Source organism: Streptococcus sp. HMSC072D03 (genome assembly GCF_001812855.1).
In the GTDB taxonomy this organism is placed as follows: Bacteria; Bacillota; Bacilli; order Lactobacillales; family Streptococcaceae; genus Streptococcus; species Streptococcus salivarius_D.
In genome coordinates this window covers 11,586-38,125 of sequence record NZ_KV810679.1, presented here as the reverse complement: position 1 = coordinate 38,125, position 26,540 = coordinate 11,586, and the positions used below count along the sequence as shown (strand labels likewise).

Here is a 26,540-nt window from a genome sequence, read left to right as displayed (position 1 = left end):
CTCTAGCAGATAAAAAGTGGTTAATAATATCCCAAAGTCTATCATTCCTCTAGGAGTGATGGACTTTTTTTACTTGTAAATACGACATTAACTTATGAAAACGATACAATAAATTACATAAATGTTACAAAAGTTACGCAATATACTTTATTTTTGTAACAAAATAGATATAATAGAAATATAGAAAAGAGGTTTATGAAAATGAAAATGAAAAGTAAAGTTATCCGTGTTTGTTCCCTTGTTTTGTTATCTGTAGCTGTTTCTACAGCACTTGTCGGATGTGGCTCTAAGTCAGAAAAAGACACTACAGCATCATCTACAACGTCAACTTCTAAAGTAATGAAGTCATCTGCTAAAACAAAAACATCTGAGAAGAAGTCTGCTAAAAAGTCAAAGACAGAAGCTTCATCTTCAAAGGATTCTCAAGGTCAAGAAGAAGCGAGTGCTCCTGGAGCTAGCTCTTCAAAAAATCAAGCCTCAGCTGGAAATGATGCTCAAGCAGGGACAAATGGTAGTGTTGCTTCTGAGTCAAACAAGTCTAGTCAAGCAACAGCTGATACCCAAAGTGACGCTCCTGTCCCAGCAGCTTTGGTTGGAACTTGGACTGGTACAAGTCCTCAAGCAACGGACATTAGTTTTACAGTTGATGCTGATGGCAACATCACTTCAAAGGCAAATTTCAATGTCGATTACGAACCCTATCGTCAAAGCTCTACAACTGCAAAAGCTGTTCAAATTTCTGGAAATCTCTACGTTTGGGAGGGTGGCGATTTTTCTACCTTGCTTCCTGGTATTACAGGAATAGGGGGAGCTGGTTTTCAAGCTAAGCCTGGCTTTATTCTTGAAAATGGAACTTACACGCCAGTTCAATTCATCTCTGACTTGGGACCAACCTTTGATTATAGCAACTATAATGCTTTCCCATTCTCATTAACAAAATAAAGAATAGAAGCTATCTGGAGAGATGGCTTCTTTTTTGGCTCAAACTCTTATCATTCGAGGTCTCATTTCTGTTTAAAAAATGGTAGAATAGTTACATGCAAACAAAACCAACGTCAGCCTATGTGCACATTCCATTTTGCACACAAATTTGTTATTATTGTGACTTTTCCAAGGTCTTTATTAAAAATCAGCCCGTTGATGACTACCTACGGGCTTTGATTCGTGAGTGGGAGCTTTTAGATATCAAGGAGCTTCGCACCCTTTATATTGGTGGTGGGACACCGACAGCTATTTCTGCGGAGCAATTGGACTACCTTTTAAGCAATCTTCAGAAAAATTTGGATTTGTCTAAGTTGGAGGAGTTTACCATTGAGGCCAATCCTGGGGATTTGACGGTTGATAAGATTGAGGTGCTCAAAAAATCAGCTGTAAATCGCGTATCTTTAGGGGTTCAGACCTTTGATGACAAGCACTTGCGTCAAATTGGTCGCAGTCACAATCAAGCACAGATTTATGAAAGTATTGATAGCTTAAAGGCTGCTGGTTTTCATAATATTTCCATTGACCTTATTTATGCACTACCTGGTCAAACTATGGATCAGGTCAAGGAAAATGTGAGAAAGGCACTGGAACTGGATATTCCACACCTAAGTCTCTATAGTTTGATATTGGAACATCATACGGTCTTTATGAATAAGATGCGTCGGGGTAAGCTCAATCTTCCGACTGAGGACTTGGAAGCAGAGATGTTTGACTATATTATCAAAGAGTTGGAAGACAATGGTTTTGAGCACTACGAGATTTCAAACTTTACCAAACCTGGGATGGAGAGTCGACATAATCTCATGTATTGGAATAATGATGAGTATTATGGTGTGGGTGCTGGAGCCTCTGGTTATGTCAATGGTGTTCGTTATCGCAATAGAGGGCCTATCCAGCATTATCTAAAGGCTATAGCTGAGGATGGTCATGCTAGACTTCACGAGGAGCATCTGACTAAGGCGGAGATGATGGAAGAGGAGTTCTTCCTTGGCTTGCGTAAAAAGTCGGGAGTGTCCATCAAACGTTTTGAAGAGAAGTTTGGCTTGTCATTCGCGGATACTTATGGAGACATTGTGAAAAAACTACAGGAAGATGGGCTCTTGGTCAAGGATCCAGAGGTGGTTCGTATGACCAAACGAGGACTCTTTTTGGGTGATAGTGTCGCTGAGCAATTTATCTTGGAGGATTAGATGGGATTAAAATTTAGTATTTCTTATCAGATTCCGTTTTATGAGACGGATATCACGCATCAGGTGAAATTACCGCACTTATTGGCGTTTTCATTGCAAGTATCTGGTATGCAGTCAGAATCTCTGGGAAATACGGATAAGGACGTTTTTGATAAGTACGGTCTGGTTTGGATTGTGACAGACTATGCGATTGAGATTGACCGTCTGCCTCGCTACAATGAAAAGGTGACCATTACAACGGAAGCTATTTCCTATAATAAGATTTTCTGTTACCGTAATTTTTACATCACAGATGAAACTGGTCAGCAAATTATGCTCTTTAAGACTACCTTTGCTCTCATGGATTATGAAACGCGTAAGGTAGCAGAAGTACCAGATGAGGTGGTAGCACCTTATGGAGCTGATAAGACTAAAAAGTTGCTTAGAGGACCTCGCTATAATGCTTTGGAAAATCCAATTGAGACTTTATATCGTGTGCGTTATTTTGACCTAGACATGAATGGCCACGTTAATAATAGCAAGTACTTGGAGTGGATGTTTGATGTTTTCGATTTGGATTTTTTGATCAAGTACACACCAGCCCATATTGACCTCAAGTATGTTAAGGAAATTCATCATGGATCAGAGATTTATTCAGGCTATGAGTTTGACCAAGAAAGTTTGAGCAGTCAACATCAGATTTGTGTTGATGGCAATATTCATGCTCAGGCCATTATCCAATGGAAAGAAATAGGAGACGAGTAAGATGACATATAAAGGTTATTTGATTGATTTAGATGGAACCATTTACAAGGGGAAGGACCGTATTCCTGAGGGAGAAGCCTTCGTTAAGGAGTTACAGAAGCGTCAGATTCCCTATCTTTTTGTGACTAATAATAGTATGCGTACACCAGAGATGGTGCAAGAGCTTTTGCGTAATCAGTGTGAATTGGAAACACCTCTTGAGACCATTTACACAGCTACTTTGGCGACAGTTGACTACATGAACGATATGAATCGTGGCAAGACGGTTTATGTTATCGGTGAGACTGGGCTTAAATCTGCTATTGCGGATGCAGGTTATACGGTAGACGAAGAAAATCCTGCCTATGTTGTGGTGGGCTTGGACCGTGAAGTCACTTATGAAATGTTGGTTAAAGCAACGCTTGCCATCCATAAAGGAGCTATGTTTATTGGGACAAACCCAGATTTGAATATCCCAACAGAACGCGGCCTTCTTCCAGGTGCCGGTTCCCTCTTAGCTCTTATCGAGGCGGCTACCCGTGTGAAACCAATCATTATTGGTAAGCCTAAAGCTATTATCATGAACAAGGCTCTTGAAATCCTTGGGACAGAACGTAGCCAAACTATCGTAGTTGGTGACAATTACTTGACTGATATTACAGCTGGCATTAAAAATGACTTTCCAACACTTCTTGTGACAACTGGATTTACCAAGGCAGAAGAGGTTGCGAATTTACCAGTAAAACCAGACCATGTGCTTTCTAGTTTAGCGGAGTGGGATTTTGATGCGAACTAAGATTGAGGCTATTCTGACTCCGATTTGGCTCTTGGCCCTGTCTATCCTAGTGACGATTTATCTGGCATGGGGCTTTTATTATTTTGATATTGATTGGATGCATCTTTTGGACTATGTCATTCTTGGCAAGACAGAGCTCTGGCATAATTTCAATATCCTCATGAAGTACCTGACCTTTCCTTGGGTTGGTCATCTGTCCATGCCTGATTTTCCATCGTCGGAGAGTGGGCTTAAGCATTTCCATGATGTAAAGTGGCTCTTTCATTTGGTACAGGGGCTTGTTATTGTACTAGCTTATCCAGCAGTAACCTCTCTTTGGTGTAATGTGAAGAAAGGGACCTTTGGTCTTTACGTTAAACTTTATATGAGTCTAGCACTCTTGCCGGTCCTTATTGGGGTTGTAGGGCTTTTTCTCGGATTTGATGAGTTTTTTACGCTCTTTCATGAAGCCCTCTTTCCTGGGGATAGCAGTTGGCTCTTTAATCCAATGTTGGACCCGATTATCAATGTTTTGCCAGAAGAGTACTTTCTTCAGTGCTTTGTGATTTTCTTTATTATTTATGAGGGAATCATGGTGAGTCTGACCTGGTTGGCCCGTAAGCAGCTTAAAATGTATTTGAAAAATAAGGAGTAGTTATGTCTATTCGTGATAACCATTTGCATACCCATCATTCCTATGATTCGGATGCGAACTTTACTGACTATTTGACACATTTTGATGGGGAGATTGTAACGACCGAACATTATGATCTCTCTAATCCTTATACCAAACAGGATGATGTGCCCGAGTATGAGGCCTATAGTCGTGAGATTGAAAGTCTTAATCGTAAGTATGGCAATCGTATTAAACGGGGTATCGAGATTGGTTATTATCAGCCTAGGGAAAGGGATATTTTAGACTTTCTGGATGGTAAGGACTATGATCTCAAACTTTTATCTGTTCACCATAATGGGGTCAATGATTATCTTGATGATGAGGTGGCTGATATGGACAAGGCAAGCATTATTCAAGAGTATCTGGACAAGTTGGAGTACGCTATTGGTCGTGTGGACGCAGATGTTTTGGCCCACTTTGACTATGGTTTCCGACTGTTTGACGTGACTGTTGATGAGCTAAAAGCTTATGAAAAACAACTCAAACGTATTTTCCAGAAAATGATTGCTAATGATTTGGCTTTTGAGCTGAATGCAAAGAGTATGTATCTCTATCATCACGAAGACCTCTACCGTTATGCCTTAGGCCTTGTTAAGGATTTGGGATGTCGCAAGTATTCTATTGGGTCTGATGGTCATAAGTTGGAGCATTTCCGTCTGAACTTTGATAAGATTCAGGAGCTCTTGAGAGAATTTGATATTACAGATGATATGATTATCTAGCGTAGACAGCTTAGGGAGCAATAATGATAGATTCAAAAGAAGTGAACAGATTTGCAGGGCCACTAGTTTTGACTAACATTGGTCAAATTATTATTGGACAGCTGGCTTTACATTTTGCTGTGAATAACTCATCAATAATTTTATCGGGAATATCTATTATTCAGAATATGCTATTTGCTTTTGGTGGTCTTTTAGGGGCCTTTAGTCTGTCTTTTAATATTAAAAGTTCTAAGGCTTATTCTAATCGACAATACAGCAGGTTTAACGATTTGTTGAAATCAAATTTAATCATAAATTTGATTATTGGAACAGCATTTGCTTTTTTTGTAATTTTTTACGGAGAAACTATGTTGAGTGGACTTTATGGATTTAGAGGTAGCTTATTAGCATTAGCAACAAATTATTTAGTTATTACGTCCCCCTATATAATTTTGACACTATTAAATTTTTCACTTACTAATCTATTGAGAGTTCAAAAGGAAACAAGACCAATTATGTGGATCGGATTGGCAAGCTCAGTATTAGATGTATTATTGAACTATGTATTGGTACCACTATTAGGAATTAGAGGAGCTGCTATATCAACGATTATATCTTTGTGTTTTGTTTCTTGTAGCTATTTATACATGGTTTATCCAATGATTTGGAAGTCTCTATTTGTGAAGTCTACAACGAAATTAGAGTTAGTAAAATTTGGTATCCCATTAGTTGGTCAAGAGGTTCTAGAAAGTGTGTTATTTATTATAGTGTTTGATGCATTTATGGCAAGACTGGGTTTGGAGATACTTACGATTTATGCTGTTATTAGTCAGCTACTTTCAATTATTCGTGTCCCTTCTTTTGTATATTCGACAACAGTTTCCGTCTATTTGCCGGAAGCAGAGAAAATGGGACATGTCAAAGAATTTTTGAAAACTATATTTAAAAATTCATATATTGCTAGTATGTTACTTGCTTGTCCTGTTGTGTTATCATCAAATATTCTATCTCACTTTCTTTCTGATGAAATCACAACAAATATTGTACCTATTACTTTGTATACATTTTTAGCTATGGGGCTATCTCCTATTTACGAAAGTTCTAAAATGTTACTACAAAGCTTTGGAAATGAAAAATTTGTTTTGCATACATCTATTTTAATAAATCTTGCTAGTGTTATGATTCTAACCATACTACAATTCTTAAACGTTCAAACCTATTGGTCGTTATATTTCATATATGGGTTGAATTTATTTGTTTTGTCCCTGATATTTTTACGACATGCTTCTTCAGAAAAAATTATATAAAAGAAAGAGATTTAGTTTTAAATTATGCTAAATCTTTTTTTGTGATAACTTTTCCAAGTCCATTTTGTTATGATGGTGTTATCTTATAAGGAAGAAGTTGCTCGTCAAGAAGAATCGATCAACCAAGTCTATAAGGATTATATGTTGGATTATCGCTTCGAATCTGCTCAAATCTATGTCAATACAGAAGACAATGAAGTTCTGGCAGAGGTTACTTATCAAGTTGTTTATGTGTCTGATGTCAGCGATAAGGCTCAGAAAAGTACACAGACAGAAACGACCTCTCTTAAACTCTCATATGCCAAAATGTCAGATAAACTCCTTGTCAATCAGGTAACTATTTAGAATAGGAAGTTAGAGGAGTTAAAAGAAACTTCTGATGGAGTTAACTCAAGCATTCCAAAGATTCAAGGCACTAATACAAGTGAGACCAACTAGCAGGAGTTACTCTTCTGCTTTTTTTCTTAAGGAAAACTTAAAGAAAAGGCGTAGTTGTAGGAATTATAGAAGATTTTAAGCTTTTCTTGTTATGCTAATGTCAAGTAAAAGGAACTTATGGTTTCAATCTTATCTTTCAAAATTGGAGGTCTTCTATGAAATTTCTCAAAAGGCATGCCTATGCCTTAGTTTTTACCCTTTTTCTGATGGGGGCAAATGTCTACTCTCTCTTAAAGGTCTTTGTCATTCCCTCAGCGGTCTCAACGGTTTCAGCCAATACGACTAGTTCAACCACAGCTTCATCGACGGCATCTACCAGCACTGGTAAGGTGACTAAGACGGATACGACTTATAAAGATGACAATATGGATATCAAAATCACGACAGGTAAAACCAGTGATACCACTTACTATGTGGCTGATATCCAGCTTTCAAGTGCAGATTACCTTAAAACGGCTTTGGCACAAAATACCTATGGGACCAACATCACCGACACTACTTCAAGTATTGCCCAGCAGAATAATGTCATCTTTGCCATCAATGGTGACTATTATGGAGCTAATCAGTCGGGCTATGTGATTAAAAATGGTCAAGTCTATCGTGATACTGATCGAAACAGTGACTACGAGGACCTTGCAGTATACTCAGATGGTAGCTTCAAGACCTTTAAGGAGAGCGATACAACAGCTCAAAAATTGGTCGATTCAGGTGTGGTGAATACCTTTGCCTTTGGTCCAACCTTAGTTGAAAATGGCAAGATAGCTGTATCGGAAAATGAAGAGGTTGGTCAAGCCATGGCTGACAATCCACGTACAGCCATCGGAGTCATCGAAGAGAGTGATGGTACTGTGCACTATATTGTCATTGTCTCTGATGGTCGTACCAGTGAATCGTCAGGGTTGACCCTCTATGAAATGGCAGAGTTGATGAAATCATATGGTGTGACGACAGCCTATAACCTTGACGGTGGTGGCTCATCTACTATGTACTTCAATGGTCAAGTCATTAATAAGCCAACCACAAACGGAAACAAAATTTCAGAAAGGGCGGTGAGCGATATTGTTTACATCGGTTACTAAAAAATCAGCCAGCAAACACTTTTTCACTTACATTGCTTTAACTATTTTCAGCCTTCTATTTACCTTTGTCTATGAACGCTTTTCTTATGGGGAATCGTCCATGTTTATGCGTATGATGTTTTTTGCCCCATTGGCTGGAGCACTTATCTATCTGCTAACAGGAGTGGGAATGTCTTGGGTGAAAACACGTCTTTCAAAACTTCTCTTTAATTCGTCTATTGCAGTTGTTGCTAGTGCCTGTCTGGTTAAGGGAATCGTTGAGGTTTCAGGTCGTACGACTAGCGTGGATATGCCTTATTGGTATGTTGCTGCAGGGCTGCTTTGTTTGAGTATTATGGCAGGATTTATCAGACCTAGAAAATTGGCATAAAATAAAAGCTTGGAGCTGTGCTTCAGGCTTTTTGTCTTGCTTTGAAAAAATATTTAGGATAAATATACAAACCATAATAGGAAGAAATTATTTAAAACTGGGAATTTGCCTAAAGAAATTTTCATAAAAAATAAACTGAGCATGATTTTTTTTGTGGTAGGAATTTAGATAGAACGAGACTGTCTATAGTGATGGAAGTGCCTGAATCTATCGTATTTCCGGTGCGAGGAACTTTTGAGATATGAGGTCAAAACTTAGTCATGGAATTTCTTGGATAGCTAGAATTATCCACCGAATCATTTCACCCGCGTCCGTCATCACCTAAGAAAAGTCTTAAAAGGCTTGTTTCTGCTATTAAATATACATGATTTTCAACTTTTTATAAAAATATACAAAAAAGACTTGCTTTGTTCTGAATTTTCAGGTAAAATAAATTAAAATCGAAATCGTTGATAGAAAAAGTCAGATCGTTTCACAGAGAATGCGGGAAGCTGAGAACGCATGAGATCAAAGACGACACATTCTTGAGAGCGTATGCGAACTCTGGATGACAGTAGTGTACGACGGGTGGTTCCGTTAGAGACTAGGAGTTACAAGAGAGACCTTGTGACTTCATGAGGAAGAGGGGGTGACCCCTGTTCGAATTAAGGTGGAACCACGTGCCAACGTCCTTGCAAAAGTTGTTTTTGCGAGGGCGTTTTTTGTTACACTTGCTTTTAGTATTTGTAGCTAGACGTACACTTGGTTGGAGTTGAACAGAAAGGATAAACTATGGAAATCAAAGGATTACGAAAGATTGAACCCTATGTGGCAGGTAGCCAGCCTGCTGAGAAAAATATCATTAAGTTGAATACTAATGAAAATGCCTATGGACCAAGTCCAGCAGTCCATCAAGCTTTAGCATCCTTTGATGCCCATCAGTTACGCAATTATTCGACTTTGGATCAAGAGGCTTTACGTCAGGCCTTATCTAAACAGTTGGGTGTTCCTGCCAATCAAGTGATTATTGGAAATGGGTCAGACGATATCTTGTCAATGGCTTTTCTAGCTTTCTTTAATAGCGAGGAAGAAGTCTTGTTTCCAGATTTGACCTATGGTTTTTACAAGGTATGGGCAGATTTGTATCGCATCCCATTTAGAGAAGTGTCCTTGAACTCTTCATTTGAGATTGATACTCAAGATTATCTGGTTGAAAATGGTGGGATTGTCCTCACTAACCCAAATGCGCCAACAGGTATTTATAAACCTCTCAATCAAATTGAAGAAATCGTAAAGGCTAATCAGTCAGTAGTTGTGATTATTGACGAAGCCTATATTAACTTTGGTGGGGAGACTGCCTTACCTCTCCTAGAAAAGTATGACAATGTGTTTATCACAAGGACCTTTTCTAAGGACGCCTCACTTGCAGGCTTGCGTGTCGGCTATGGCATCGGAAGTCCAAAGCTAATGGCTGTAATCAATGCCGTCAAGAATTCGGTCAATCCCTATAATGTGGATAGCATCGCAGAAGTCTTGGCGACTGCAGCCGTTAAGTCTTGGGATTATTATGAAGATAGCTGCGCTAAGATTATGGCCACACGTGACTGGTTTAGCCAAGAATTGAAGGCTATTGGCTTTGATGTTCTTCCTTCAAAAACCAATTTTGTTTTGGTCAAACCACACGGAGTGACTGCAGGCCAATTGTTTGACTATCTCCAAAGTAAGAAAATTTATGTCCGTTATTTTCCAAAAGTGGAGCGTATTTCCGACAGACTACGCATCTCGATTGGAACTCAGGATGAGATGGAGCGCGTACTAATGACAATACAGGAGTTACAAGCATGAAAAAAACGACATTAGCCTTAGGAATGCACGATAAACTTTTCAAACGTGCCCGTACCATGTATCAGATTGAGCATCGTATCTGTGACTTGTTGATGACAAAGGGTTTCCTTCGAATTGAGACACCAACCTTGGAGCATTTCGAAGTCTTTAGCGATCTTGTGGATAATGGTAACTATAATTTCTTTGATAAAAATGGAGATCTTGTTAGCCTACGTCCTGATATTACCAGCCAAATTGGGCGCGTGATTGCTTCGACACAAGTTCATACACCCATTAAATTTTCTTACTCTGGAAAAGTCTTTAACTACAATGAGGAGATGCGTGGCCTATCCAATGAGCATACGCAAGCTGGTATTGAGATCATAGGATTCCCTGTTCACCAGGCCATGGAAGAAGCTGTGATATCTGCTAAAGAGGCTCTGGATGCTGCCGGTGTCAAAAATTACAAGTTTGAGTTTTCACATGCTCGTCTCTTGCAACTCATTTTTGAAGAATTAGACCTTCCAGCTGTAAAAGAAGCAGAGTTGGCCGCCTATATCCGTGACAAATCAATCACAGGCCTCAAGGAATTCACCAAAGAAAATCCAAGTCAATATGACAAGGTCTTGGAACAGTTGCCCTTCCTCTTTGGTGAGACCAAGGCTGTTTTGACCAAGGCTAGACAGTTGACAGACAGTGAAGCCTTTTTGACGGCCTTGGATAGTTTGGAAGTCTTAACCAATCGCTTATCAGATAGTTTCCCAGAGACGACGCTTGATTTGGCTCAATTGCCAGCAGTGCCTTACTACACAGGCATGATGTTTAAGGTCTTCGGTGATAAGGTGCCGGATGCCTTTGTATCAGGTGGCCGCTACGATAAACTATTTGAACGCTTTGGTGCTACCGAGTTAACAGCGGTTGGTTGGGCCATTGATGTCGATTCGGTCTATCAAGCAGTGCATGATGATGTGGAATTTGGAGGTGACTTAGATGACTAGCAATCAAATCACAATTGCCTTAACCAAGGGGCGAATTGAGAAAGATACAGTTAAATTACTAGAAAAAGCTGGCTTTGACATGTCCTTCATGGCTGATAAGGGCCGTAATTTGATTTTCGAAAGTCCTGACAAACGTTTCCGTTTTCTATTGGTCAAGGCTCCAGATGTGACCACCTATGTCCGACACGGTGTCGCAGATATTGGGATTGTTGGGAAGGATGTTCTAGTTGAACATCCGACAGGCTATTTGGAAATGTTAGACCTTAATTTTGGCCTTTGTAAATTCTCCGTAGCATCAACAGAAGACTATAATCCTGATGACCATAAGCGTAAACGTATCGCCACCAAGTATCCAACCATTGCGACGGACTATTTTAATCAAAAGGGTGAGGATGTTGAGATTATTTCAATTCAGGGGAGTGTTGAGATTGCCCCGGTCATTGGTCTAGCGGATGCCATTGTCGATATTGTGGAAACAGGGAATACCCTTGTTGCTAATGGCTTAAAAGTTTATGAAGATATTTGCAGGATTTCAGCACGCATGATTGTTAATAAGGCTTCTTTGAAAAATAACAAGGAAGTTCTACCATTCATTTGTAAGATTGAATCACTTGTAGGGAACGAGGAGGTACCGTTCGAATGAAACGATTAACTGGAACAAATAAAGAAATTGCGGAGCTTCTTTATCAGGAGCAATTGGAACTGTCAAAAGAAAATAGAGACGTTGAAAGCACGGTTCAAGCCATTATTGAAGACGTTAAAAAACGTGGAGACGAGGCCCTTCGTGACTATTCAGCTAAATTTGATAAGGTTGACTTGACTGATTTTGAAGTTGGACAGGACTTGATTGATCAAGCCTTTAAAGAGATTGATCCAGAGGTTTACCAAGCCCTAGTTAATGCTAAAGAAAACATTGAATCTTATCACAAACATCAGTTGGAGACTGGTTTTGAGGACCAACCAAGTGAGGGTGTTATTCGTGGTCAATTGATTCGTCCTATCAATCGTGTGGGTGTTTATGTTCCTGGAGGCACTGCGGCTTATCCGTCATCAGTTCTTATGAATGTTATTCCTGCTAAAATTGCTGGGGTTAAAGAGATTATTATGATTACGCCGCCTCAAGAACACTTTGTTCCTGCGATTCTAGTAGCTGCAAAATTGGCTGGTGTGGATAGCATTTACCAAGTCGGTGGGGCTCAAGGGGTTGCGGCCTTGGCCTTTGGTACAGAAACGATTCCAAAGGTGGACAAGATTACAGGTCCTGGTAATATTTTCGTGGCGACTGCTAAGAAACAAGTTTACGGTATTGTCGGTATTGATATGATTGCAGGGCCATCAGAAATTGGTGTCATTGCTGATAGTAGTGCCAATCCAACCTATGTGGCAGCTGACCTCTTGTCTCAAGCGGAGCACGATACACGCGCACGCGCCATTTTGGTCACAGATTCTGAAGCCTTGGCTGATGCGGTTGAAAGTGAGATTGAACGTCAACTCAAGCTTTTGCCACGCGAGGCGATTGCTCGTCCATCTGTCGAAAATAACGGTCGTATTATTATTGCCAATGATACAGATGCCATGTTCGAACTTATGAACTTGGTTGCGCCAGAACATTTGGAAATTGCTATGGACAATGCTTATGATTACTTGGAAAAAGTGGAAAATGCTGGTTCCGTCTTTCTTGGTCACTTTACTAGTGAACCAATTGGCGACTACTATGCAGGTGCCAACCACGTTCTTCCGACGACAGCGACTAGTCGCTTTTCATCAGCTTTAGGCGTGCACGATTTTGTCAAACGTATCCAATATACACAATACGACAAGGCAGCAGTCAATAAAGCTCAGCATGATATCACAACCTTGGCTTATGCGGAAGGTTTGCAGGCCCACGCCAAGGCAATTGAAGTCAGAAACGACAATAATTGAGAGAGTAGAGGAAGAAGTTATGAGACAAGCAGAAATTGAACGTAATACCTTTGAAACCAAAATTAAGTTAAGCCTCAATTTAGATGCTCAAGAACCAGTAGACATTCAAACAGGTATCGGATTTTTTGACCACATGTTGACCTTGTTTGCCCGCCACGGTCGTATGTCTTTGGTGGTTAAGGCTGATGGCGACCTTTGGGTTGATAGTCACCACACTGTTGAAGATGTCGGTATTGTCCTTGGTCAAGCTCTTAAAGAGGCCTTGGGCGATAAAGCAGGAATCAACCGTTATGGAACGGCTTTTGTACCTATGGATGAAACCCTCGGAATGGCAAGTTTAGACTTGTCTGGACGTAGCTTCTTGGTCTTTGATGCTAGTTTTGATAATCCAAAATTGGGTAATTTTGACACAGAACTGGTTGAAGAATTTTTCCAAGCCTTGGCTTTCAATGTTCAAATGAATCTCCACCTCAAGATTCTCCACGGAAAAAACAATCACCACAAGTCAGAAAGTCTTTTCAAGGCTACAGGACGTGCCTTGCGTGAGGCAATCACAATCAATCCTGACATTCACGGCGTAAACTCGACAAAGGGGATGCTATGATTATTGTCATTGATTACGATGCGGGGAATACTGCAAATGTTCTGCGTGCCCTTGAAAAGATTGGTGTGACTGCAGAATTGTCTGCCGATAAAGAAAAAATCCTAGCGGCAGATGGTTTGATTTTACCTGGTGTAGGTGCTTATCCAACGGCTATGGCAGAGTTGGAGCGAAGAGGTTTGGTAGCTGTTATCAAAGAGGCTGTCGCACAGGGAGTTCCACTTTTGGGAATTTGTTTAGGCATGCAGATTTTAACAGAAAAAGGACTGGAACATGAAGAAACAGATGGTCTTGGCTTTATTCCAGGTGTCTGCCGTCCTATTCCAGCCAGCAAGGAGCAACCTGTCCCACATATGGGGTGGAATGATTTGGCTGTTAAGCAAGCCAGCCCTTTGACAGATGGTTTAGATGGACAAGCTGTCTACTTCGTTCACAGTTATTTCACAGATGTCCCTAGCCAATACATTGATGTTACCGCAGATTATAGTATTGAAGTGCCAGCCATGATTCATAAAGATAATGTTTATGGGGCCCAATTTCATCCCGAAAAATCAGGGGATATTGGCTTAGGTATTCTTGAAAAGTTTGCAGGGTTATGTAAAGCCTAGAAGCTAGTGAGAGCAAAGACTTTTTAGTTAGAAAGGATGGTAGGGGAGATGCAAATTCTACCAGCAATTGATATTAAGGATGGACAGGCTGTTCGTCTCTTTAAAGGAGATTTCAACCAACAAACCGTTGTCAATCCAGATGTTATTGAGCAGGCAAAGACCTTTAAGGATGCGGGCATTCAATTTATTCATGTCGTCGACTTGGACGGTGCCCTAGATGGTCGTGCCACTAACCGTGACTTGATTGCAGAGGTCAAGAAGGTTTCTGGACTTGGCATCGAAGTTGGTGGCGGTATCCGTACCTTGGAGCAGATTCGTGACTATTTGGAAGTTGGCATCGACCGTATCATTATCGGTTCAATGGCCGTTAAAAATCCTGACTTCGTTCGAGCAGCTTTAGAGGAATTTGGTGCCGATAAAATTGTCGTAGGTATTGATGCCAAGGCAGGGTTTGTCGCTACCGAAGGTTGGTTGGAAACCAGCAATGTGGACTACATCACCTTAGCTAAGGAAATGGAAAAGATGGGCGTAACCCTCTTTGTCTATACTGATGTTGATCGAGATGGCACACTGACAGGACCCAATCTTGATCACTACAAACGTTTGGTATCTGAACTCACAACCGCCAAAGTCATTGCTTCAGGTGGGATTGCAGAAGTAGCTGACTTAAATCACCTAGAAGAGATTGGTGTGGCAGGAACCATTGTCGGCAAAGCCTACTATAACGGCAACATCACATTAGACCAACTCAAGTCTTTCGGAGGTTAATATGCTTAAGAAACGTATTATTCCCTGTTTGGATGTCAAGGATGGCCGTGTCGTCAAGGGGGTTAATTTTGTGAATCTGACAGATGTTGGAGACCCTGTTGATTCTGCGCGTGCCTATTATGAAGCTGGTTGTGACGAACTTGTTTTCTTGGACATCACAGCGACCTCAGATAATCGTGAAACAACGGTTGACATGGTGCGTCGTGTTGCCGATCAGGTCTTTATTCCTTTCACGGTTGGGGGTGGTATCCGTTCAGTTGAAGACATGAACAAGATGCTTAAAGCCGGTGCTGACAAGGTTGCCGTCAATTCCTCAGCCCTTGCCAATCCACAACTAATCGCTGATTGTGCTCAAAAATTTGGGAATCAGTGTGTAGTGGCTGCGATTGATGCCAAAAAGATGGCTGATGGGAGTTGGCATGTTTTTGTTGCGGGCGGCCGTAAGGATACAGGTAGGGACCTTATCCAATGGGCTCAAGAAGTCGTCGCCTTGGGGGCTGGAGAAATTCTCTTAACTAGCATGGACAAGGATGGCACTAAGTCTGGTTTTGATTTGGAAATGCTTAATCGTGTGGCAGAAGTCGTCGATGTTCCGATCATTGCCTCTGGAGGTGCAGGAAATATTGAGGATATTGTAGAAGTCTTTGAGAAGACAACAGCGACGGGTGCTCTGGCAGCCTCTATTTTCCACTTTGGTGAGGTAAATATAGGCGAAACCAAACAAGTCTTGGCAGATGCAGGAATCGAGGTGAGACAATGACAGAGGTTAAACTTGATTTTGACAAACAAGGCGGACTGGTACCAGTTATTGTGACAGACTACAAGACCGGGCAGGTGCTCATGTTGGCCTATATGAATGAGGTGTCCTATCAGTTGACGCTTGAGACCAAACAAATGCATTACTGGAGCCGTTCTAGAAATGAGCTTTGGCATAAAGGTGCCACATCTGGTCATTTCCAACATGTCAAAAGCATCAAGACAGATTGTGATCAGGACACCTTGCTTATCGCTGTGGAACAAGAAGGAGCAGCCTGTCATACAGGAGCCTACAGCTGTTTCTTTACGGATATATATGATGACAATCAAGATAAATAGGAGTAGCTATGTTAGAAACACTTTATAAGGAAGCCTTAGATCGTAAAAAAAATCCCAAAGAAGGATCTTATACCAATTACCTTTTTGACAAGGGGCTAGACAAGATTCTAAAAAAGGTTGGCGAAGAAGCAACAGAAGTTGTTATCGGAGCTAAAAATGCTGATAAAGAAGAAATTGCCAACGAGACAGCAGACGTCCTCTATCACCTAGCAGTCATGCTCGTTGAAACAGGAGTCAGCCCTGAAGACGTTGAAGCCGTACTTAAAGCCCGTCAAGGCAAACAAAGCAATGTCCATGACCGAAAAGAAGTAACGGATTATTAAGGATTATATCAATCGATTTGAACTAAGATGAAAAGCCTGAAGTGATATTCAGGCTTTTTTGCTGGATACATCCTAATCTTTTATCCTTCTAACCACCATAAGAAAGCGCTTTAAAATGCTATAATAGGAGTGAAGAAAGCTCGTTTTATTTGAAGGATTTGGTGTGCTTATTTATACAAATCATTGAGGAAAGGAAGGATGTCCTATGAAGAAAAATACTCCTAATATTTTAAAGCTTTCTTGCTTAGCTATTCTCCTCCTCTGTTCTAGTCTTTTAGTTGGTTGTAAAGTTGTACTGCCAAATTCTTACTTCAAGGCTAGGGGAAAAAACGCAAAAAATCTTGGCTCATAATGGTTTTAAGGGAAAGGTCCAAGTTAAGCTTATCAAAAAGGTGTTTCTAGATTCAGATGGTATTTATGTTGATTATACCTATTCAGAGGAAACCTACGATAATCAAACCATATCATTAGATTCACAAATTACTTTTAACCTGGACTGGACAGTTAATGGTGAAGAATATAAGACCCCTGGTCATTACTGGGAAAGCTACTTACAACAAAAATCTGTAAAAAAAGAAGAGCAGAAACTCTTTAAGGAGCTTAAAAAGCAATCTTTAGGACTTGATATCGAAGATTTCTCCTTCAGAGATAATACCCTGATAGATCAAGAGGCTTCTGATAATTTAGTACGCATAGCCAAAGAAAACCGTAAAAATGGCAAGCATGATTTTTATGGCTATTATCAAATTCCCTATCAAACAATGATTGATGAACATATTGTTACTATGTCAATAAGAGTAAGTGATACAGAAAATACTAGTAAGAAAGATTTAGAAGAGGCCACAACTAAACTGGATGCTAGCAAGCTACCAGACGGAGAGTACGAATTTTATTTTTTCACAACTGATAAAGATAATTCTGCTAACTATGACAATTCCGGATATATTAGCTATACCTTTAACATTCAAGATGGTAAGGTTGTCCAAGATGACGATGATTAGATGATACTTTGATTCCTGCGATAATCTCGCACTCCATACTGGTGGCATAGAAGTATAGGCTACAGCTAAGTGAAAATGTTAACCTCAAAACATGTAAAAACATCTCCGAAAATCAGTCGGAGATGTCTTTTTGTCTTACAAATTCTTTTTCTTCTTAGCCTTTTTGGTTAGGGCAAGGTCACAATTTTCAATACTTGAGATAAGATGATTAGTCAATTGGAAGTCGTCCACTTGGGGATTCAAGTCCACTTCGTAGACCAGTTGCATGGTCTCGCCTCCACCTGTGGTATTAAGGGAAATCAAGTCGCATTCACTGGTGAAATTGAGCAGGGCTTTAGTGATTTTTTGATCAATCAGGTCTTGGTAGGAGACGTTAATGGTCAGGAGTCTACGACGTTGGTTGTCGGTACGACTTTGACGATTTTCCAAAAGAAGCCAAACAGCTAGAAGGAAAATGGTAAAGAGGACAGCCAGTAAGAGATATCCTGTCCCAGATGCCAGACCAATAATCATGGCCATAAAGACGGCGATTAGCTCTCTGGAACCACTAGTCGCTGAACGAAAACGAATGAGACTAAAGGTCCCTGCCACGGCGATAGAGGTCCCCAAACTGCCATTGACAAGGAAGATAACTAGGGTCATCAAACATGGAAGCAGGGTCAAACTAATGACAAATTCTCTGGTGTAGAGGGTTCGGTATTTATAAGTCCAGGTTAGAGCCAATCCTAAAACAAGGCTGACCAGTAAGGCCAGCATGAGTTGAAGAGGGCTAGCGGTTGCGGTAGCATCGTTAAAGATAGAATTGAAAAGATTAGACATAGGCAGTAGCTCCTTTTTCTTGTGCTGGACGTGGTCCGTAGTCTAGACCTTGAGATTTATGGTAGGCACAGCTGTATTTTGAGAACTTTTGCTCTTCCAAACCATGTTTGTCTAAGATAGCTTGAAGCCAGTCTGGCTTTTGCCCAGGTGCCTTAATTTCCATGATAATTGTATCTTCATCAAGAAGGGGAAAACCATGATTTCCCTTAAAGAGACTGACGTCTTCATCACGGTAAGTCAGATTTTGATCTAGGGTAACACGAACTTTATTGTAGGTATGGCCTTGGATAGTCTCTTTTTCTTTCATAGAAAAACGGTCGTAGTAGATATACATACGAGGTTTAAGCCCCTCATCATATCGTTGACGTAAGTGGTGGATATCCTGTAATAGCTGGCGGTCAGTGATTTGACCATGATTCTTACCGTCTGTCATCAAGTTAGTGATGGCAAGCGGTGTTGAAACGAGACGAAACTTATGACCGATTCCTTCATCATCTTTGGCCTTTACCTCTAAAAAGACCTTACTATCAATTTTGGGATTGGCTAGATAGGTACGCATACGGATTTTCTCTTGACGGTGATTACCATCTAAGGCATCTTGGATGACGTCAAAATTATCCGTATCAAAGTAAATATTTGAAATGGTAGATGTCGGATAATCATCCTCTACCAAATACTCCTTAAGATCAGTGAGCAGGTCTTCAAGATTGTTCTTTGAGACCACATATTTTGTTTCAATACGTTTAAAACGTGTTTCCAATTGTTTAACCATGAAAAAACTCCTTTTTTAGATAAGATACAAAGCCGTAAAGCAACTCCCAGGAAAATAGGGGGACCAGCCGCAGGAGTTTATCTCCAAGCAGGGCCCATCTTTTTCCCCAGAGTTGTAGGCGAGTTCAATTAGATAAGATACAAAGCCGTAAAGCAACGCTCAGGAAAAGAGGGGGAACAGTCGAAGGAGTTTAACTCCAAGCAGGTCCCATCTTTTCCCACGAGTTGTAGGCGTGTTCACTTAGATAAGATACAAAGCCCTCACTTCAAGATTTGGCTTTTTTTAGTAGAAAATTAAATTGAGAGCAAAAGTACTACTATATAAAGTATTCATTTGCTTGCCTACTAGTCTATGGGACTTTTCTGAAAGTTTTCCTAAATCAAACTTTCACCAAACTTAACTTAAGATAAGTTTCAGTTATCCTTTAGAAATGTTTTAGGTAAGTCCCGTAAACTGTAATCATCCAAACGAACCCGGGAGGAAAAATATATGAAATCAAAAAAACTAAAAAAATGGACGACTTTATTAACCTGTGCGACAGCCCTAACAGTCATGACGGCTTGTAGCCAATCAAGCAGTCAGTCAACTGGGACGACGTCAAGCACGACTTCAAAAACAAGTGCTGTAACAGCAACGACCAGTAAGAAAACAAATAAGAACAACAGCAACTATTTTACTTCAAAAGATTCAGACACATCTTATGATGAAAGTTCTGCCTCTAAGATTAAGTTGTCAGGCTCATCTGCGGATGTTTCAGGTGATGGCGTAGCCGTGTCAGGTTCAACCGTAACCATCTCCAAAGCTGGTACCTATGTGATTTCTGGAAAATCTGATGGTGTGCAAATCAAGGTTGACGCTGGCGATTCAGATGATGTCCATATTGTTCTAGATGGTGTTACCATGACGAATACAAATGCAGCCATCAATGCCACAAAGGCTGGTCATGTCTATCTGACCCTCAAAGATGGCACTACAAACACACTTTCTGATTCAAGTTCTAATAGTGATGAAGATGCGGATGCCGTGATTTTCTCTAAAGGAGATTTGACCATTAACGGTTCAGGTACTCTTAACATTGATGCCAAGAAAAATAACGGTATTAAAGCCAATGACAGCCTTCATATGACTGGTGGTACCTATAAGATTACCTCAGTTGGTGATGCCTTCAATGTCAATGATGAACTCAACATCACGGGAACAACCATGACCATTGAGGCTGAGGAAGATGCTGTTAAGGTCGACAATGATGACGACACTTCAGCAGGTACCATGTATCTATCTGACAATACCATGACCATCAAGGCTGGTGACGACGGTATCCATGCGTCCGGCGACCTGATTATTGATAGTGGTACTTACAAGGTTGAAAAATCAACTGAAGGTATCGAAGGTAAATCTGTGACCATCAATGGCGGAGACATCGATGTCTATGCAACGGATGATGGTGTCAATGCGGCCAATGCTAATGCCAGTCAAAGTGAGATTTTCTTCAAGATGACCGGTGGAACCCTAAATGTTGAGGTTGGCCAGGGCGATACCGACCCAATCGATTCTAACGGCGATATTATTGTATCGGGTGGAACAATCAATTTGACTGGTCAGTCTGGCTTTGACTTCGATGGTTCAGCGACCTATACCGGTGGTGACATTACTATCAATGGTGAGAAACAAACTAAGATTGAAAACTCAATGCCTGGTGGCGGTGGTCCCCAAGGTGGTGGACAACCAGGTGGCTTTGGAGGAGGTCACTAAAGAGTCATAGGATGAAACAGAAAGGAAGTGCCTATGTATATTATTATTCCAGCTTATGAACCAGACAAACGCCTGATTCAGGTGGTTCAAGATATTACCATAAAACTCCCTAAAGCCCGTATTATTGTTGTTAATGATGGGAGTGGCCCAGGCTATAACGACTATTACGACGAAACGGCTTTTATTGGAGCGACTGTCCTAACTCATCCGATTAATAAAGGAAAGGGAGCTGCTCTTAAGACTGCTTTCGCTTATATTCAAGAAGAAGTAGTCGGTCAGCACCTTTCGGCTCAACCTATAGTCACAGTTGACAGTGATGGTCAGCACCTGATTAAAGATATTGTCCGTGTGGCCAAGGCAACCGAGGAAAATCCAAGCCATCTTATCTTAGGTGCGCGTGCCTTTGTTGGTAAGGTACCAGCACGTAGTCGCATCGGCAACAAGGTGACTGCAGGGCTCTTCCATCTGGTAACTGGTCAGAAGGTAACAGATACTCAGACAGGACTTCGAGGCATGTCAACCGACCTGATTCCATGGCTTCTTAACCTGGACGGCAATCGTTTCGAGTATGAGTTTAATATGTTGCTTGAAGCCAAAAAATCAGGCCACCAAATCTCTGAAGTCCCTATCGAAACCGTTTATCTGGAGGAAAATAAAAGTTCGCACTTTCGGCCCATTCGTGATTCCATCCGTATTTACAGCCCTTTTTTAAAGTTCTCTGGCACGGCCGTCTTGGCCTCAGTCATTGATGCAACAGCCTTATTTGTGCTCTTTGCCTGGACGAAAAATCTGCTCCTTTCGGTCGTGCTAGCTCGTGTGATTTCGGCTTCCAGCCAGTGTTTGCTGAACGCCAATGTGGTCTTCAATCCGACAAGCTCTCTCTTTAGATCGAGTGTTCGTTACTTTATGTTGGTCTTGGTCCTCCTGGCCTGTAACTATTTCTTACTTAGTAGTCTAGTTGCTATTGGTTTAGGACTGGTTCTGGCAAAATTAGTCACAGAAACCTTGCTCTTTTTAGTTAGCTACAGGGTCCAACATAACGTCGTTTTTGCTTAATAGCTGACTTTTAAATTGCTACTGATTGAATAGAGATAGCTTATTAAATTACCTCTAAAAACTTTCCTAAAAATAGAAAAAGACTACCGTTTTCTACATTCGGTAGTTTTTAATATTTGTCGAAATGTTAATCAATTTACAATATGATTAAAAAATGAAATGATTTGATAAAGACTCTGGTTGACTGAAAAAAATATGCTATAATGAAATTGTTTGAATTATGTAGATTTTATTCAAACTAGGAAAATGAAATGAGGACCTAAAATGGGAAAAAAGGTACATTATAAGCTTCACAAAGTTAAGAAGCAGTGGGTGACGATTGCCGTCACTTCGGCAGCACTTGCCTCTATCGTAGGTGGTGCTACAGTTGCCAATCAAAAAGTTTCAGCTGATGAAACAACTAAACCAGTTGCCTCTACGACAGCTGAAAGCGATGTTGTCGTTGAAACGCATGAAGTAGCCGCTCCTGCAGCAACTGCTACGACAGATGCGACAGCAACAACAACTGACAAGGCTGCTGATGCTGCAACAGTCGAAACTCCTGCGGCAGCAACCACTGCAGCAGATACAACTACTAATACTGCAACACCAGTAACAACAGATCGTGCAGCAGTAGCAAATGGTGCGACAACAGAAACACCAGCTGCAACAGCGACAGATACAACGCTTACAGTAGCTGAAAAACCAAAATCTGGTGTTACTGAAAAAGAAGAAACAGCAGCGCTCTCTTTGAACAACATCAAACAAGTTGATGGTAAATACTATTATGTCAAAGAAGATGGTTCATACAAAACAAATTTTGCTGTTTCAGTTAATGGCCAGTTGCTTTACTTCGGTAAAGACGGTGCTTTGACAAGCACATCAACACACTCATTCACACCAGGTACAACTAATCTAGTTGATGCTTTTTCTTCACATAACCGTGCTTACGATTCTAAGAAGGAAAGCTTCGAGTTGGTAGATGGGTACTTGACACCAAACAGCTGGTACCGTCCAGTCACTATTTTGGAAAATGGTGAAAAATGGCGTGTGTCAACTGAGAAAGATTTCCGTCCACTTTTGATGGCATGGTGGCCTGATGTAGATACACAAGTAGCCTACCTCAATACTTTCTCTAAACACTTTAATCTTAACGCAACTTATTCAACCAGCCAAAGTCAATCTGAATTGAATGCAGCTGCTAAGACAATTCAAATTAAGATTGAACAAGAAATTTCAGCTAAAAAATCAACTGAATGGCTTCGTCAAGCAATTGAGTCTTTTGTAAAAGAACAAGACCAGTGGAATACTACAACTGAAAACTATACCCTTGCTGACCACCTTCAAGGGGGAGCTCTTCTTTATGTCAATAATGACAAGACACCTTGGGCAAATTCTGATTACCGTTTGCTTAACCGTACACCAAGTAACCAAGATGGTTCTCTAAATGGTACAGGAAGATACTTGGGTGGTTATGAATTCCTACTTGCCAATGACGTTGATAACTCAAACCCAGTTGTGCAAGCTGAGCAGTTGAACCAAATTCACTATCTTGTGAACTGGGGATCAATTGTTATGGGTGATAAGGATGCTAACTTTGATGGTATCCGTGTTGATGCAGTTGATAATGTCGATGCAGACCTTCTCCAAGTTTATACAAACTACTTCCGTGCAGCCTTTGGTGTGGATAAATCTGAAGCAAATGCACTTGCTCACATTTCTATCCTTGAAGCTTGGGATTTAAATGATAATGCTTATAATCAAAAACATGATGGTGCAGCCCTTGCCATGGATAATAACCTTCGTTATGCAATTATGGGTGCACTTTATGGATCTGGATCTTCATTGAAAGATTTGATTACTAGCAGTTTGACAGACCGTACAAATAATAGTAAGTACGGAGATACACAAGCTAACTATATCTTTGCGCGTGCTCATGATAACCTTGTTCAAGATATCATTCGTGATATTGTTCAAAAAGAAATCAATCCAAAATCAGATGGTTATACCATGACTGATGCTGAATTGAAACGTGCCTTTGAAATCTATAATGAAGATATGAAGAAGGCAGAAAAACGTTATACTATTAACAATATTCCAGCCGCCTATGCTTTGATTCTTCAAAATATGGAGCAGGTAACTCGTGTTTATTATGGAGATCTTTATACGGATAACGGCCAATATATGGCTACCAAGTCTCCTTACTATGATGCTATCACAACACTCTTGAAGAACCGTATGAAATATGTTTCAGGTGGACAATCGATGAAAGTCGACACGTTCAATGGAAAAGAAATCTTGTCATCTGTTCGTTACGGTAAAGATATTATGACTGCTGACCAAACTACGGGTGTAGCAGAAACAAGTAAACATTCTGGTATGTTGACCCTTATTGCCAATAATCAGGATTTCTCATTGGGTGATGGTACTTTGAAAGTTAACATGGGTAAACTTCATGCTAACCAAGCCTACCGTCCATTACTTCTTGGTACTGATAAGGGAATTGTCACTTACGAGAATGATGCAGTTGCAGCTGGAAAAATTAAATACACCGATGCTGAAGGGAACTTGTCTTTCAGTGGGGATGAAATCAAGGGATATCGAACTGTTGATATGAGAGGTTATCTTGGTGTATGGGTACCAGTAGGCGCACCTGATAACCAAGATATCCGTGTTAAAGGTTCAGATAAGAAACTGGATAAGACATTCTCAGCTACTGAAGCATTGGACTCACAAGTTATCTATGAAGGTTTCTCAAACTTCCAAGATTTTGTTGAAAAAGACAGCCAGTATACCAATAAATTGATTGCAGAAAACGCAGAACTCTTCAAGTCATGGGGAATCACATCATTCGAGATGGCTCCTCAATTTGTATCGGCTGATGACCGTACCTTCCTTGATTCTGTTATCCAAAATGGCTATGCCTTTACTGACCGTTATGACCTTGCTATGAGTAAGAATAACAAATACGGTTCTAAAGAAGATCTTCGTGATGCCCTTAAGGCGCTTCACAAGCAAGGTATTCAAGCAATTGCTGACTGGGTTCCAGATCAACTTTACCAATTGCCAGGACAAGAAGTTGTAACAGCAACACGTGCAAATAGTTATGGTACTCCAAAGGCCAATGCTTATATCAATAACACTTTATATGTTGCAAATTCTAAATCATCAGGTAAGGACTTCCAAGCTCAATATGGTGGTGAGTTCCTTGATGAGCTCCAAAAGAAATATCCACAGTTGTTTGAAGATGTGATGATATCAACTGGTAAGAAGATTGATCCATCTGTTAAAATCAAGCAATGGTCTGCTAAGTACATGAATGGTACTAATATCCTTGGTCGTGGTAATCGTTATGTTCTCAGTAACGATGCTACTGGTCGCTATTATCAAGTTACTGATAATGGCATCTTCTTGCCAAAACCTTTGACAGACCAAGGTGGTAAGACAGGTTTCTACTATGATGGTAAGGGTATGGCCTACTTTGATAATAGTGGTTTCCAAGCTAAGAATGCTTTCATTAAATATGCTGGAAATTACTATTACTTCGATAAAGAAGGTTATATGTTGACTGGTCGTCAAGATATCGATGGTAAGACTTATTTCTTCTTGCCAAATGGTGTACAGCTTCGTGATTCTATTTATCAACAAGATGGTAAATATTATTACTTTGGTAGCTTTGGTGAGCAATACAAAGATGGTTACTTTGTATTCGATGTACCGAAAGAAGGTACTTCAGAAACAGAAGCTAAATTCCGTTATTTCTCACCAACTGGAGAAATGGCTGTTGGCTTGACTTATGCTGGTGGAGGATTGCAATACTTTGATGAAAATGGCTTCCAAGCTAAAGGTACTAAGTATGTGACTCCAGACGGAAAACTCTACTTCTTTGATAAAAATTCAGGTAATGCCTACACAAATCGTTGGGCAGAAATCGATGGTATCTGGTATCAATTCAACGATCAAGGCTATGCACAAGCTAAGAAGGGTGAATTCTACACAACAGATGGCTCAACATGGTTCTACCGTGATGCAGCTGGTAAAAATGTGACAGGTGCCCTTACTTTGGACGGTCACGACTATTACTTCCGTGCAAATGGTGCCCAAGTTAAAGGTGAATTTGTTACTGAAAATGGCAAGATTAGCTACTACACTGTAGATAATGGTTACAAGGTTAAAGACAAGTTCTTCGAAGTGAACGGCAAGTGGTACCATGCTGATAAGGATGGTAACCTCGCTACAGGTCGTCAAACGATTGACCACCTTAACTATTACTTCAATGCTGATGGAAGCCAAGTCAAATCTGATTTCTTCACTCTTGATGGTGGTAAGACATGGTACTACGCCAAAGATAATGGTGAAATCGTGACAGGTGCCTATAGTGTTGGTGGTAAAAACTATTACTTCAAAGAAGATGGTAGTCAAGTCAAAGGCGACTTTGTTAAGAATGCTGACGGATCACTTTCTTACTATGACAAAGATTCAGGTGAGCGTCTCAATAACCGTTTCTTGACAACTGGTAACAATGTTTGGTACTACTTCAAAGATGGTAAGGCTGTAACAGGACGCCAAAATATCGATGGTAAAGAATATTACTTTGATAATTTGGGACGTCAAGTTAAAGGTAGCCCAATCAGCACACCAAAAGGAGTAGAATACTACGAATCAGTTCTTGGAGAACGTGTGACAAACACATGGATTACTTTCCAAGACGGTACGACTGTCTTCTTCGATGAAAATGGTTATGCTGATTTTGATAAATAAATAATCAATCAATCTAATCTTAATCTGAGAGATTAAGT

26 protein-coding genes and 1 pseudogene are annotated in these 26,540 nt (G+C 40.4%); 25 read left to right on the top strand and 2 right to left on the bottom strand.

Features of this window, described 5'->3' with window-relative positions; all coding sequences use genetic code 11:
- Positions 1-201: 201 nt before the first annotated feature.
- From HMPREF2877_RS07050 to HMPREF2877_RS06950, 22 genes and pseudogenes are all read left to right on the top strand, one after another.
- Positions 202-942 carry a hypothetical protein gene (locus HMPREF2877_RS07050; protein ID WP_070579425.1) on the top strand — a complete coding sequence of 247 codons (741 nt, stop codon included), beginning with the start codon at positions 202-204 and terminating at the stop codon, positions 940-942.
- A 95-nt stretch (positions 943-1,037) separates the two neighbouring features.
- Positions 1,038-2,174 (top strand): radical SAM family heme chaperone HemW, encoded by a 1,137-nt coding sequence (hemW, locus tag HMPREF2877_RS07045; protein ID WP_070579397.1) that lies wholly within the window; start codon positions 1,038-1,040, stop codon positions 2,172-2,174.
- On the top strand, positions 2,175-2,918 hold the full coding sequence (locus HMPREF2877_RS07040; protein WP_045768869.1) for an acyl-ACP thioesterase domain-containing protein: 744 nt from the start codon (positions 2,175-2,177) through the stop codon (positions 2,916-2,918).
- 1 nt (position 2,919) lies between these two features.
- Positions 2,920-3,693 (top strand): TIGR01457 family HAD-type hydrolase, encoded by a 774-nt coding sequence (locus HMPREF2877_RS07035; RefSeq protein ID WP_070579394.1) that lies wholly within the window; start codon positions 2,920-2,922, stop codon positions 3,691-3,693.
- Complete coding sequence (locus HMPREF2877_RS07030) at positions 3,683-4,327, top strand: TIGR01906 family membrane protein (protein ID WP_045772108.1); 645 nt, start codon at positions 3,683-3,685, stop codon at positions 4,325-4,327. The genes HMPREF2877_RS07035 and HMPREF2877_RS07030 overlap by 11 nt, the downstream gene beginning before the upstream one ends.
- Positions 4,328-4,335: 8 nt before the next feature.
- Complete coding sequence (locus HMPREF2877_RS07025) at positions 4,336-5,070, top strand: PHP domain-containing protein (protein WP_070579420.1); 735 nt, start codon at positions 4,336-4,338, stop codon at positions 5,068-5,070.
- Positions 5,071-5,093: 23 nt separating this feature from the next.
- Complete coding sequence (locus HMPREF2877_RS07020) at positions 5,094-6,356, top strand: tryglysin-associated MATE efflux transporter WgkD (RefSeq protein WP_045772107.1); 1,263 nt, start codon at positions 5,094-5,096, stop codon at positions 6,354-6,356.
- Between the two features lie 81 nt (positions 6,357-6,437).
- Positions 6,438-6,794: pseudogene (locus tag HMPREF2877_RS07015) on the top strand (peptidylprolyl isomerase); the annotation flags it as partial.
- A gap of 155 nt (positions 6,795-6,949) precedes the next feature.
- Complete coding sequence (locus HMPREF2877_RS07010; RefSeq protein ID WP_070579391.1) at positions 6,950-7,873, top strand: phosphodiester glycosidase family protein; 924 nt, start codon at positions 6,950-6,952, stop codon at positions 7,871-7,873.
- Entirely contained in the window at positions 7,854-8,243 is a 390-nt protein-coding gene (locus HMPREF2877_RS07005) for a hypothetical protein (RefSeq protein WP_045772105.1), read from the top strand. The genes HMPREF2877_RS07010 and HMPREF2877_RS07005 overlap by 20 nt, the downstream gene beginning before the upstream one ends.
- Positions 8,244-9,014: 771 nt before the next feature.
- Positions 9,015-10,067, top strand: coding sequence for a histidinol-phosphate transaminase (gene hisC / locus HMPREF2877_RS07000; RefSeq protein ID WP_070579388.1), 1,053 nt, complete (start codon positions 9,015-9,017; stop codon positions 10,065-10,067).
- Positions 10,064-11,044 (top strand): ATP phosphoribosyltransferase regulatory subunit, encoded by a 981-nt coding sequence (locus tag HMPREF2877_RS06995; protein WP_070579385.1) that lies wholly within the window; start codon positions 10,064-10,066, stop codon positions 11,042-11,044. The genes hisC and HMPREF2877_RS06995 overlap by 4 nt, the downstream gene beginning before the upstream one ends.
- Positions 11,037-11,687: an ATP phosphoribosyltransferase gene (hisG, locus tag HMPREF2877_RS06990; RefSeq protein ID WP_002883998.1), complete on the top strand. Its 651-nt coding sequence runs from the start codon at positions 11,037-11,039 to the stop codon at positions 11,685-11,687. The genes HMPREF2877_RS06995 and hisG overlap by 8 nt, the downstream gene beginning before the upstream one ends.
- Positions 11,684-12,967 (top strand): histidinol dehydrogenase, encoded by a 1,284-nt coding sequence (hisD, locus tag HMPREF2877_RS06985; RefSeq protein WP_004182681.1) that lies wholly within the window; start codon positions 11,684-11,686, stop codon positions 12,965-12,967. The genes hisG and hisD overlap by 4 nt, the downstream gene beginning before the upstream one ends.
- A gap of 19 nt (positions 12,968-12,986) precedes the next feature.
- Positions 12,987-13,571, top strand: coding sequence for an imidazoleglycerol-phosphate dehydratase HisB (hisB, locus tag HMPREF2877_RS06980; RefSeq protein WP_014633264.1), 585 nt, complete (start codon positions 12,987-12,989; stop codon positions 13,569-13,571).
- Positions 13,568-14,176: an imidazole glycerol phosphate synthase subunit HisH gene (hisH, locus tag HMPREF2877_RS06975; protein WP_002884066.1), complete on the top strand. Its 609-nt coding sequence runs from the start codon at positions 13,568-13,570 to the stop codon at positions 14,174-14,176. The genes hisB and hisH overlap by 4 nt, the downstream gene beginning before the upstream one ends.
- A gap of 48 nt (positions 14,177-14,224) precedes the next feature.
- Entirely contained in the window at positions 14,225-14,944 is a 720-nt protein-coding gene (gene hisA / locus HMPREF2877_RS06970; protein WP_070579382.1) for a 1-(5-phosphoribosyl)-5-[(5-phosphoribosylamino)methylideneamino]imidazole-4-carboxamide isomerase, read from the top strand.
- A gap of 1 nt (position 14,945) precedes the next feature.
- The gene (gene hisF / locus HMPREF2877_RS06965; protein ID WP_070579379.1) at positions 14,946-15,704 is read left to right on the top strand and encodes an imidazole glycerol phosphate synthase subunit HisF; all 759 of its coding nucleotides are present in this window, start codon (positions 14,946-14,948) and stop codon (positions 15,702-15,704) included.
- The gene (gene hisI / locus HMPREF2877_RS06960) at positions 15,701-16,039 is read left to right on the top strand and encodes a phosphoribosyl-AMP cyclohydrolase (RefSeq protein WP_070579376.1); all 339 of its coding nucleotides are present in this window, start codon (positions 15,701-15,703) and stop codon (positions 16,037-16,039) included. The genes hisF and hisI overlap by 4 nt, the downstream gene beginning before the upstream one ends.
- Positions 16,040-16,047: 8 nt before the next feature.
- The gene (hisE, locus tag HMPREF2877_RS06955; RefSeq protein WP_002884043.1) at positions 16,048-16,362 is read left to right on the top strand and encodes a phosphoribosyl-ATP diphosphatase; all 315 of its coding nucleotides are present in this window, start codon (positions 16,048-16,050) and stop codon (positions 16,360-16,362) included.
- A gap of 205 nt (positions 16,363-16,567) precedes the next feature.
- Positions 16,568-16,714, top strand: a complete 147-nt coding sequence (locus tag HMPREF2877_RS10980) for a hypothetical protein (RefSeq protein WP_004182676.1) — start codon at positions 16,568-16,570, stop codon at positions 16,712-16,714.
- Positions 16,704-17,363 (top strand): hypothetical protein, encoded by a 660-nt coding sequence (locus tag HMPREF2877_RS06950; protein ID WP_070579374.1) that lies wholly within the window; start codon positions 16,704-16,706, stop codon positions 17,361-17,363. The genes HMPREF2877_RS10980 and HMPREF2877_RS06950 overlap by 11 nt, the downstream gene beginning before the upstream one ends.
- 135 nt (positions 17,364-17,498) lie before the next feature.
- On the opposite strand, the gene HMPREF2877_RS06945 is transcribed toward HMPREF2877_RS06950, so the two are convergent.
- Both HMPREF2877_RS06945 and HMPREF2877_RS06940 read right to left on the bottom strand, forming a co-directional pair.
- Positions 17,499-18,182 (bottom strand): DUF4956 domain-containing protein, encoded by a 684-nt coding sequence (locus tag HMPREF2877_RS06945; protein WP_004182674.1) that lies wholly within the window; start codon positions 18,180-18,182, stop codon positions 17,499-17,501.
- Positions 18,175-18,954, bottom strand: a complete 780-nt coding sequence (locus tag HMPREF2877_RS06940; RefSeq protein WP_004182673.1) for a polyphosphate polymerase domain-containing protein — start codon at positions 18,952-18,954, stop codon at positions 18,175-18,177. The genes HMPREF2877_RS06945 and HMPREF2877_RS06940 overlap by 8 nt, the downstream gene beginning before the upstream one ends.
- Before the next feature lie 489 nt (positions 18,955-19,443).
- Here HMPREF2877_RS06940 and HMPREF2877_RS06935 point away from each other — a divergent pair, with 489 nt between their 5' ends.
- From HMPREF2877_RS06935 to HMPREF2877_RS06925, 3 genes are all read left to right on the top strand, one after another.
- On the top strand, positions 19,444-20,706 hold the full coding sequence (locus tag HMPREF2877_RS06935) for a carbohydrate-binding domain-containing protein (protein WP_070579371.1): 1,263 nt from the start codon (positions 19,444-19,446) through the stop codon (positions 20,704-20,706).
- Between the two features lie 33 nt (positions 20,707-20,739).
- Entirely contained in the window at positions 20,740-21,762 is a 1,023-nt protein-coding gene (locus HMPREF2877_RS06930) for a glycosyltransferase (protein ID WP_070579369.1), read from the top strand.
- 264 nt (positions 21,763-22,026) lie between these two features.
- The gene (locus HMPREF2877_RS06925) at positions 22,027-26,502 is read left to right on the top strand and encodes a glycoside hydrolase family 70 protein (protein WP_070579367.1); all 4,476 of its coding nucleotides are present in this window, start codon (positions 22,027-22,029) and stop codon (positions 26,500-26,502) included.
- The last annotated feature ends 38 nt before the right edge of the window (positions 26,503-26,540 follow it).

Coding starts and splice junctions, on each gene's coding strand:
- HMPREF2877_RS07040 (WP_045768869.1), top strand. CDS start 2,175: ATGGGATTAAAATTTAGTATTTCTTATCAGATTCCGTTTTATGAGACG.
- HMPREF2877_RS06940 (WP_004182673.1), bottom strand. CDS start 18,954: ATGGTTAAACAATTGGAAACACGTTTTAAACGTATTGAAACAAAATAT.
- hisD (WP_004182681.1), top strand. CDS start 11,684: ATGAAACGATTAACTGGAACAAATAAAGAAATTGCGGAGCTTCTTTAT.
- HMPREF2877_RS06945 (WP_004182674.1), bottom strand. CDS start 18,182: ATGTCTAATCTTTTCAATTCTATCTTTAACGATGCTACCGCAACCGCT.
- HMPREF2877_RS07020 (WP_045772107.1), top strand. CDS start 5,094: ATGATAGATTCAAAAGAAGTGAACAGATTTGCAGGGCCACTAGTTTTG.
- HMPREF2877_RS06935 (WP_070579371.1), top strand. CDS start 19,444: ATGAAATCAAAAAAACTAAAAAAATGGACGACTTTATTAACCTGTGCG.
- HMPREF2877_RS06930 (WP_070579369.1), top strand. CDS start 20,740: ATGTATATTATTATTCCAGCTTATGAACCAGACAAACGCCTGATTCAG.
- HMPREF2877_RS07010 (WP_070579391.1), top strand. CDS start 6,950: ATGAAATTTCTCAAAAGGCATGCCTATGCCTTAGTTTTTACCCTTTTT.
- hisA (WP_070579382.1), top strand. CDS start 14,225: ATGCAAATTCTACCAGCAATTGATATTAAGGATGGACAGGCTGTTCGT.
- HMPREF2877_RS07035 (WP_070579394.1), top strand. CDS start 2,920: ATGACATATAAAGGTTATTTGATTGATTTAGATGGAACCATTTACAAG.
- hisF (WP_070579379.1), top strand. CDS start 14,946: ATGCTTAAGAAACGTATTATTCCCTGTTTGGATGTCAAGGATGGCCGT.
- HMPREF2877_RS10980 (WP_004182676.1), top strand. CDS start 16,568: ATGAAGAAAAATACTCCTAATATTTTAAAGCTTTCTTGCTTAGCTATT.
- hisC (WP_070579388.1), top strand. CDS start 9,015: ATGGAAATCAAAGGATTACGAAAGATTGAACCCTATGTGGCAGGTAGC.
- HMPREF2877_RS06925 (WP_070579367.1), top strand. CDS start 22,027: ATGGGAAAAAAGGTACATTATAAGCTTCACAAAGTTAAGAAGCAGTGG.
- hisB (WP_014633264.1), top strand. CDS start 12,987: ATGAGACAAGCAGAAATTGAACGTAATACCTTTGAAACCAAAATTAAG.
- hemW (WP_070579397.1), top strand. CDS start 1,038: ATGCAAACAAAACCAACGTCAGCCTATGTGCACATTCCATTTTGCACA.
- hisE (WP_002884043.1), top strand. CDS start 16,048: ATGTTAGAAACACTTTATAAGGAAGCCTTAGATCGTAAAAAAAATCCC.
- hisI (WP_070579376.1), top strand. CDS start 15,701: ATGACAGAGGTTAAACTTGATTTTGACAAACAAGGCGGACTGGTACCA.
- HMPREF2877_RS07050 (WP_070579425.1), top strand. CDS start 202: ATGAAAATGAAAAGTAAAGTTATCCGTGTTTGTTCCCTTGTTTTGTTA.
- hisG (WP_002883998.1), top strand. CDS start 11,037: ATGACTAGCAATCAAATCACAATTGCCTTAACCAAGGGGCGAATTGAG.
- hisH (WP_002884066.1), top strand. CDS start 13,568: ATGATTATTGTCATTGATTACGATGCGGGGAATACTGCAAATGTTCTG.
- HMPREF2877_RS06995 (WP_070579385.1), top strand. CDS start 10,064: ATGAAAAAAACGACATTAGCCTTAGGAATGCACGATAAACTTTTCAAA.
- HMPREF2877_RS07030 (WP_045772108.1), top strand. CDS start 3,683: ATGCGAACTAAGATTGAGGCTATTCTGACTCCGATTTGGCTCTTGGCC.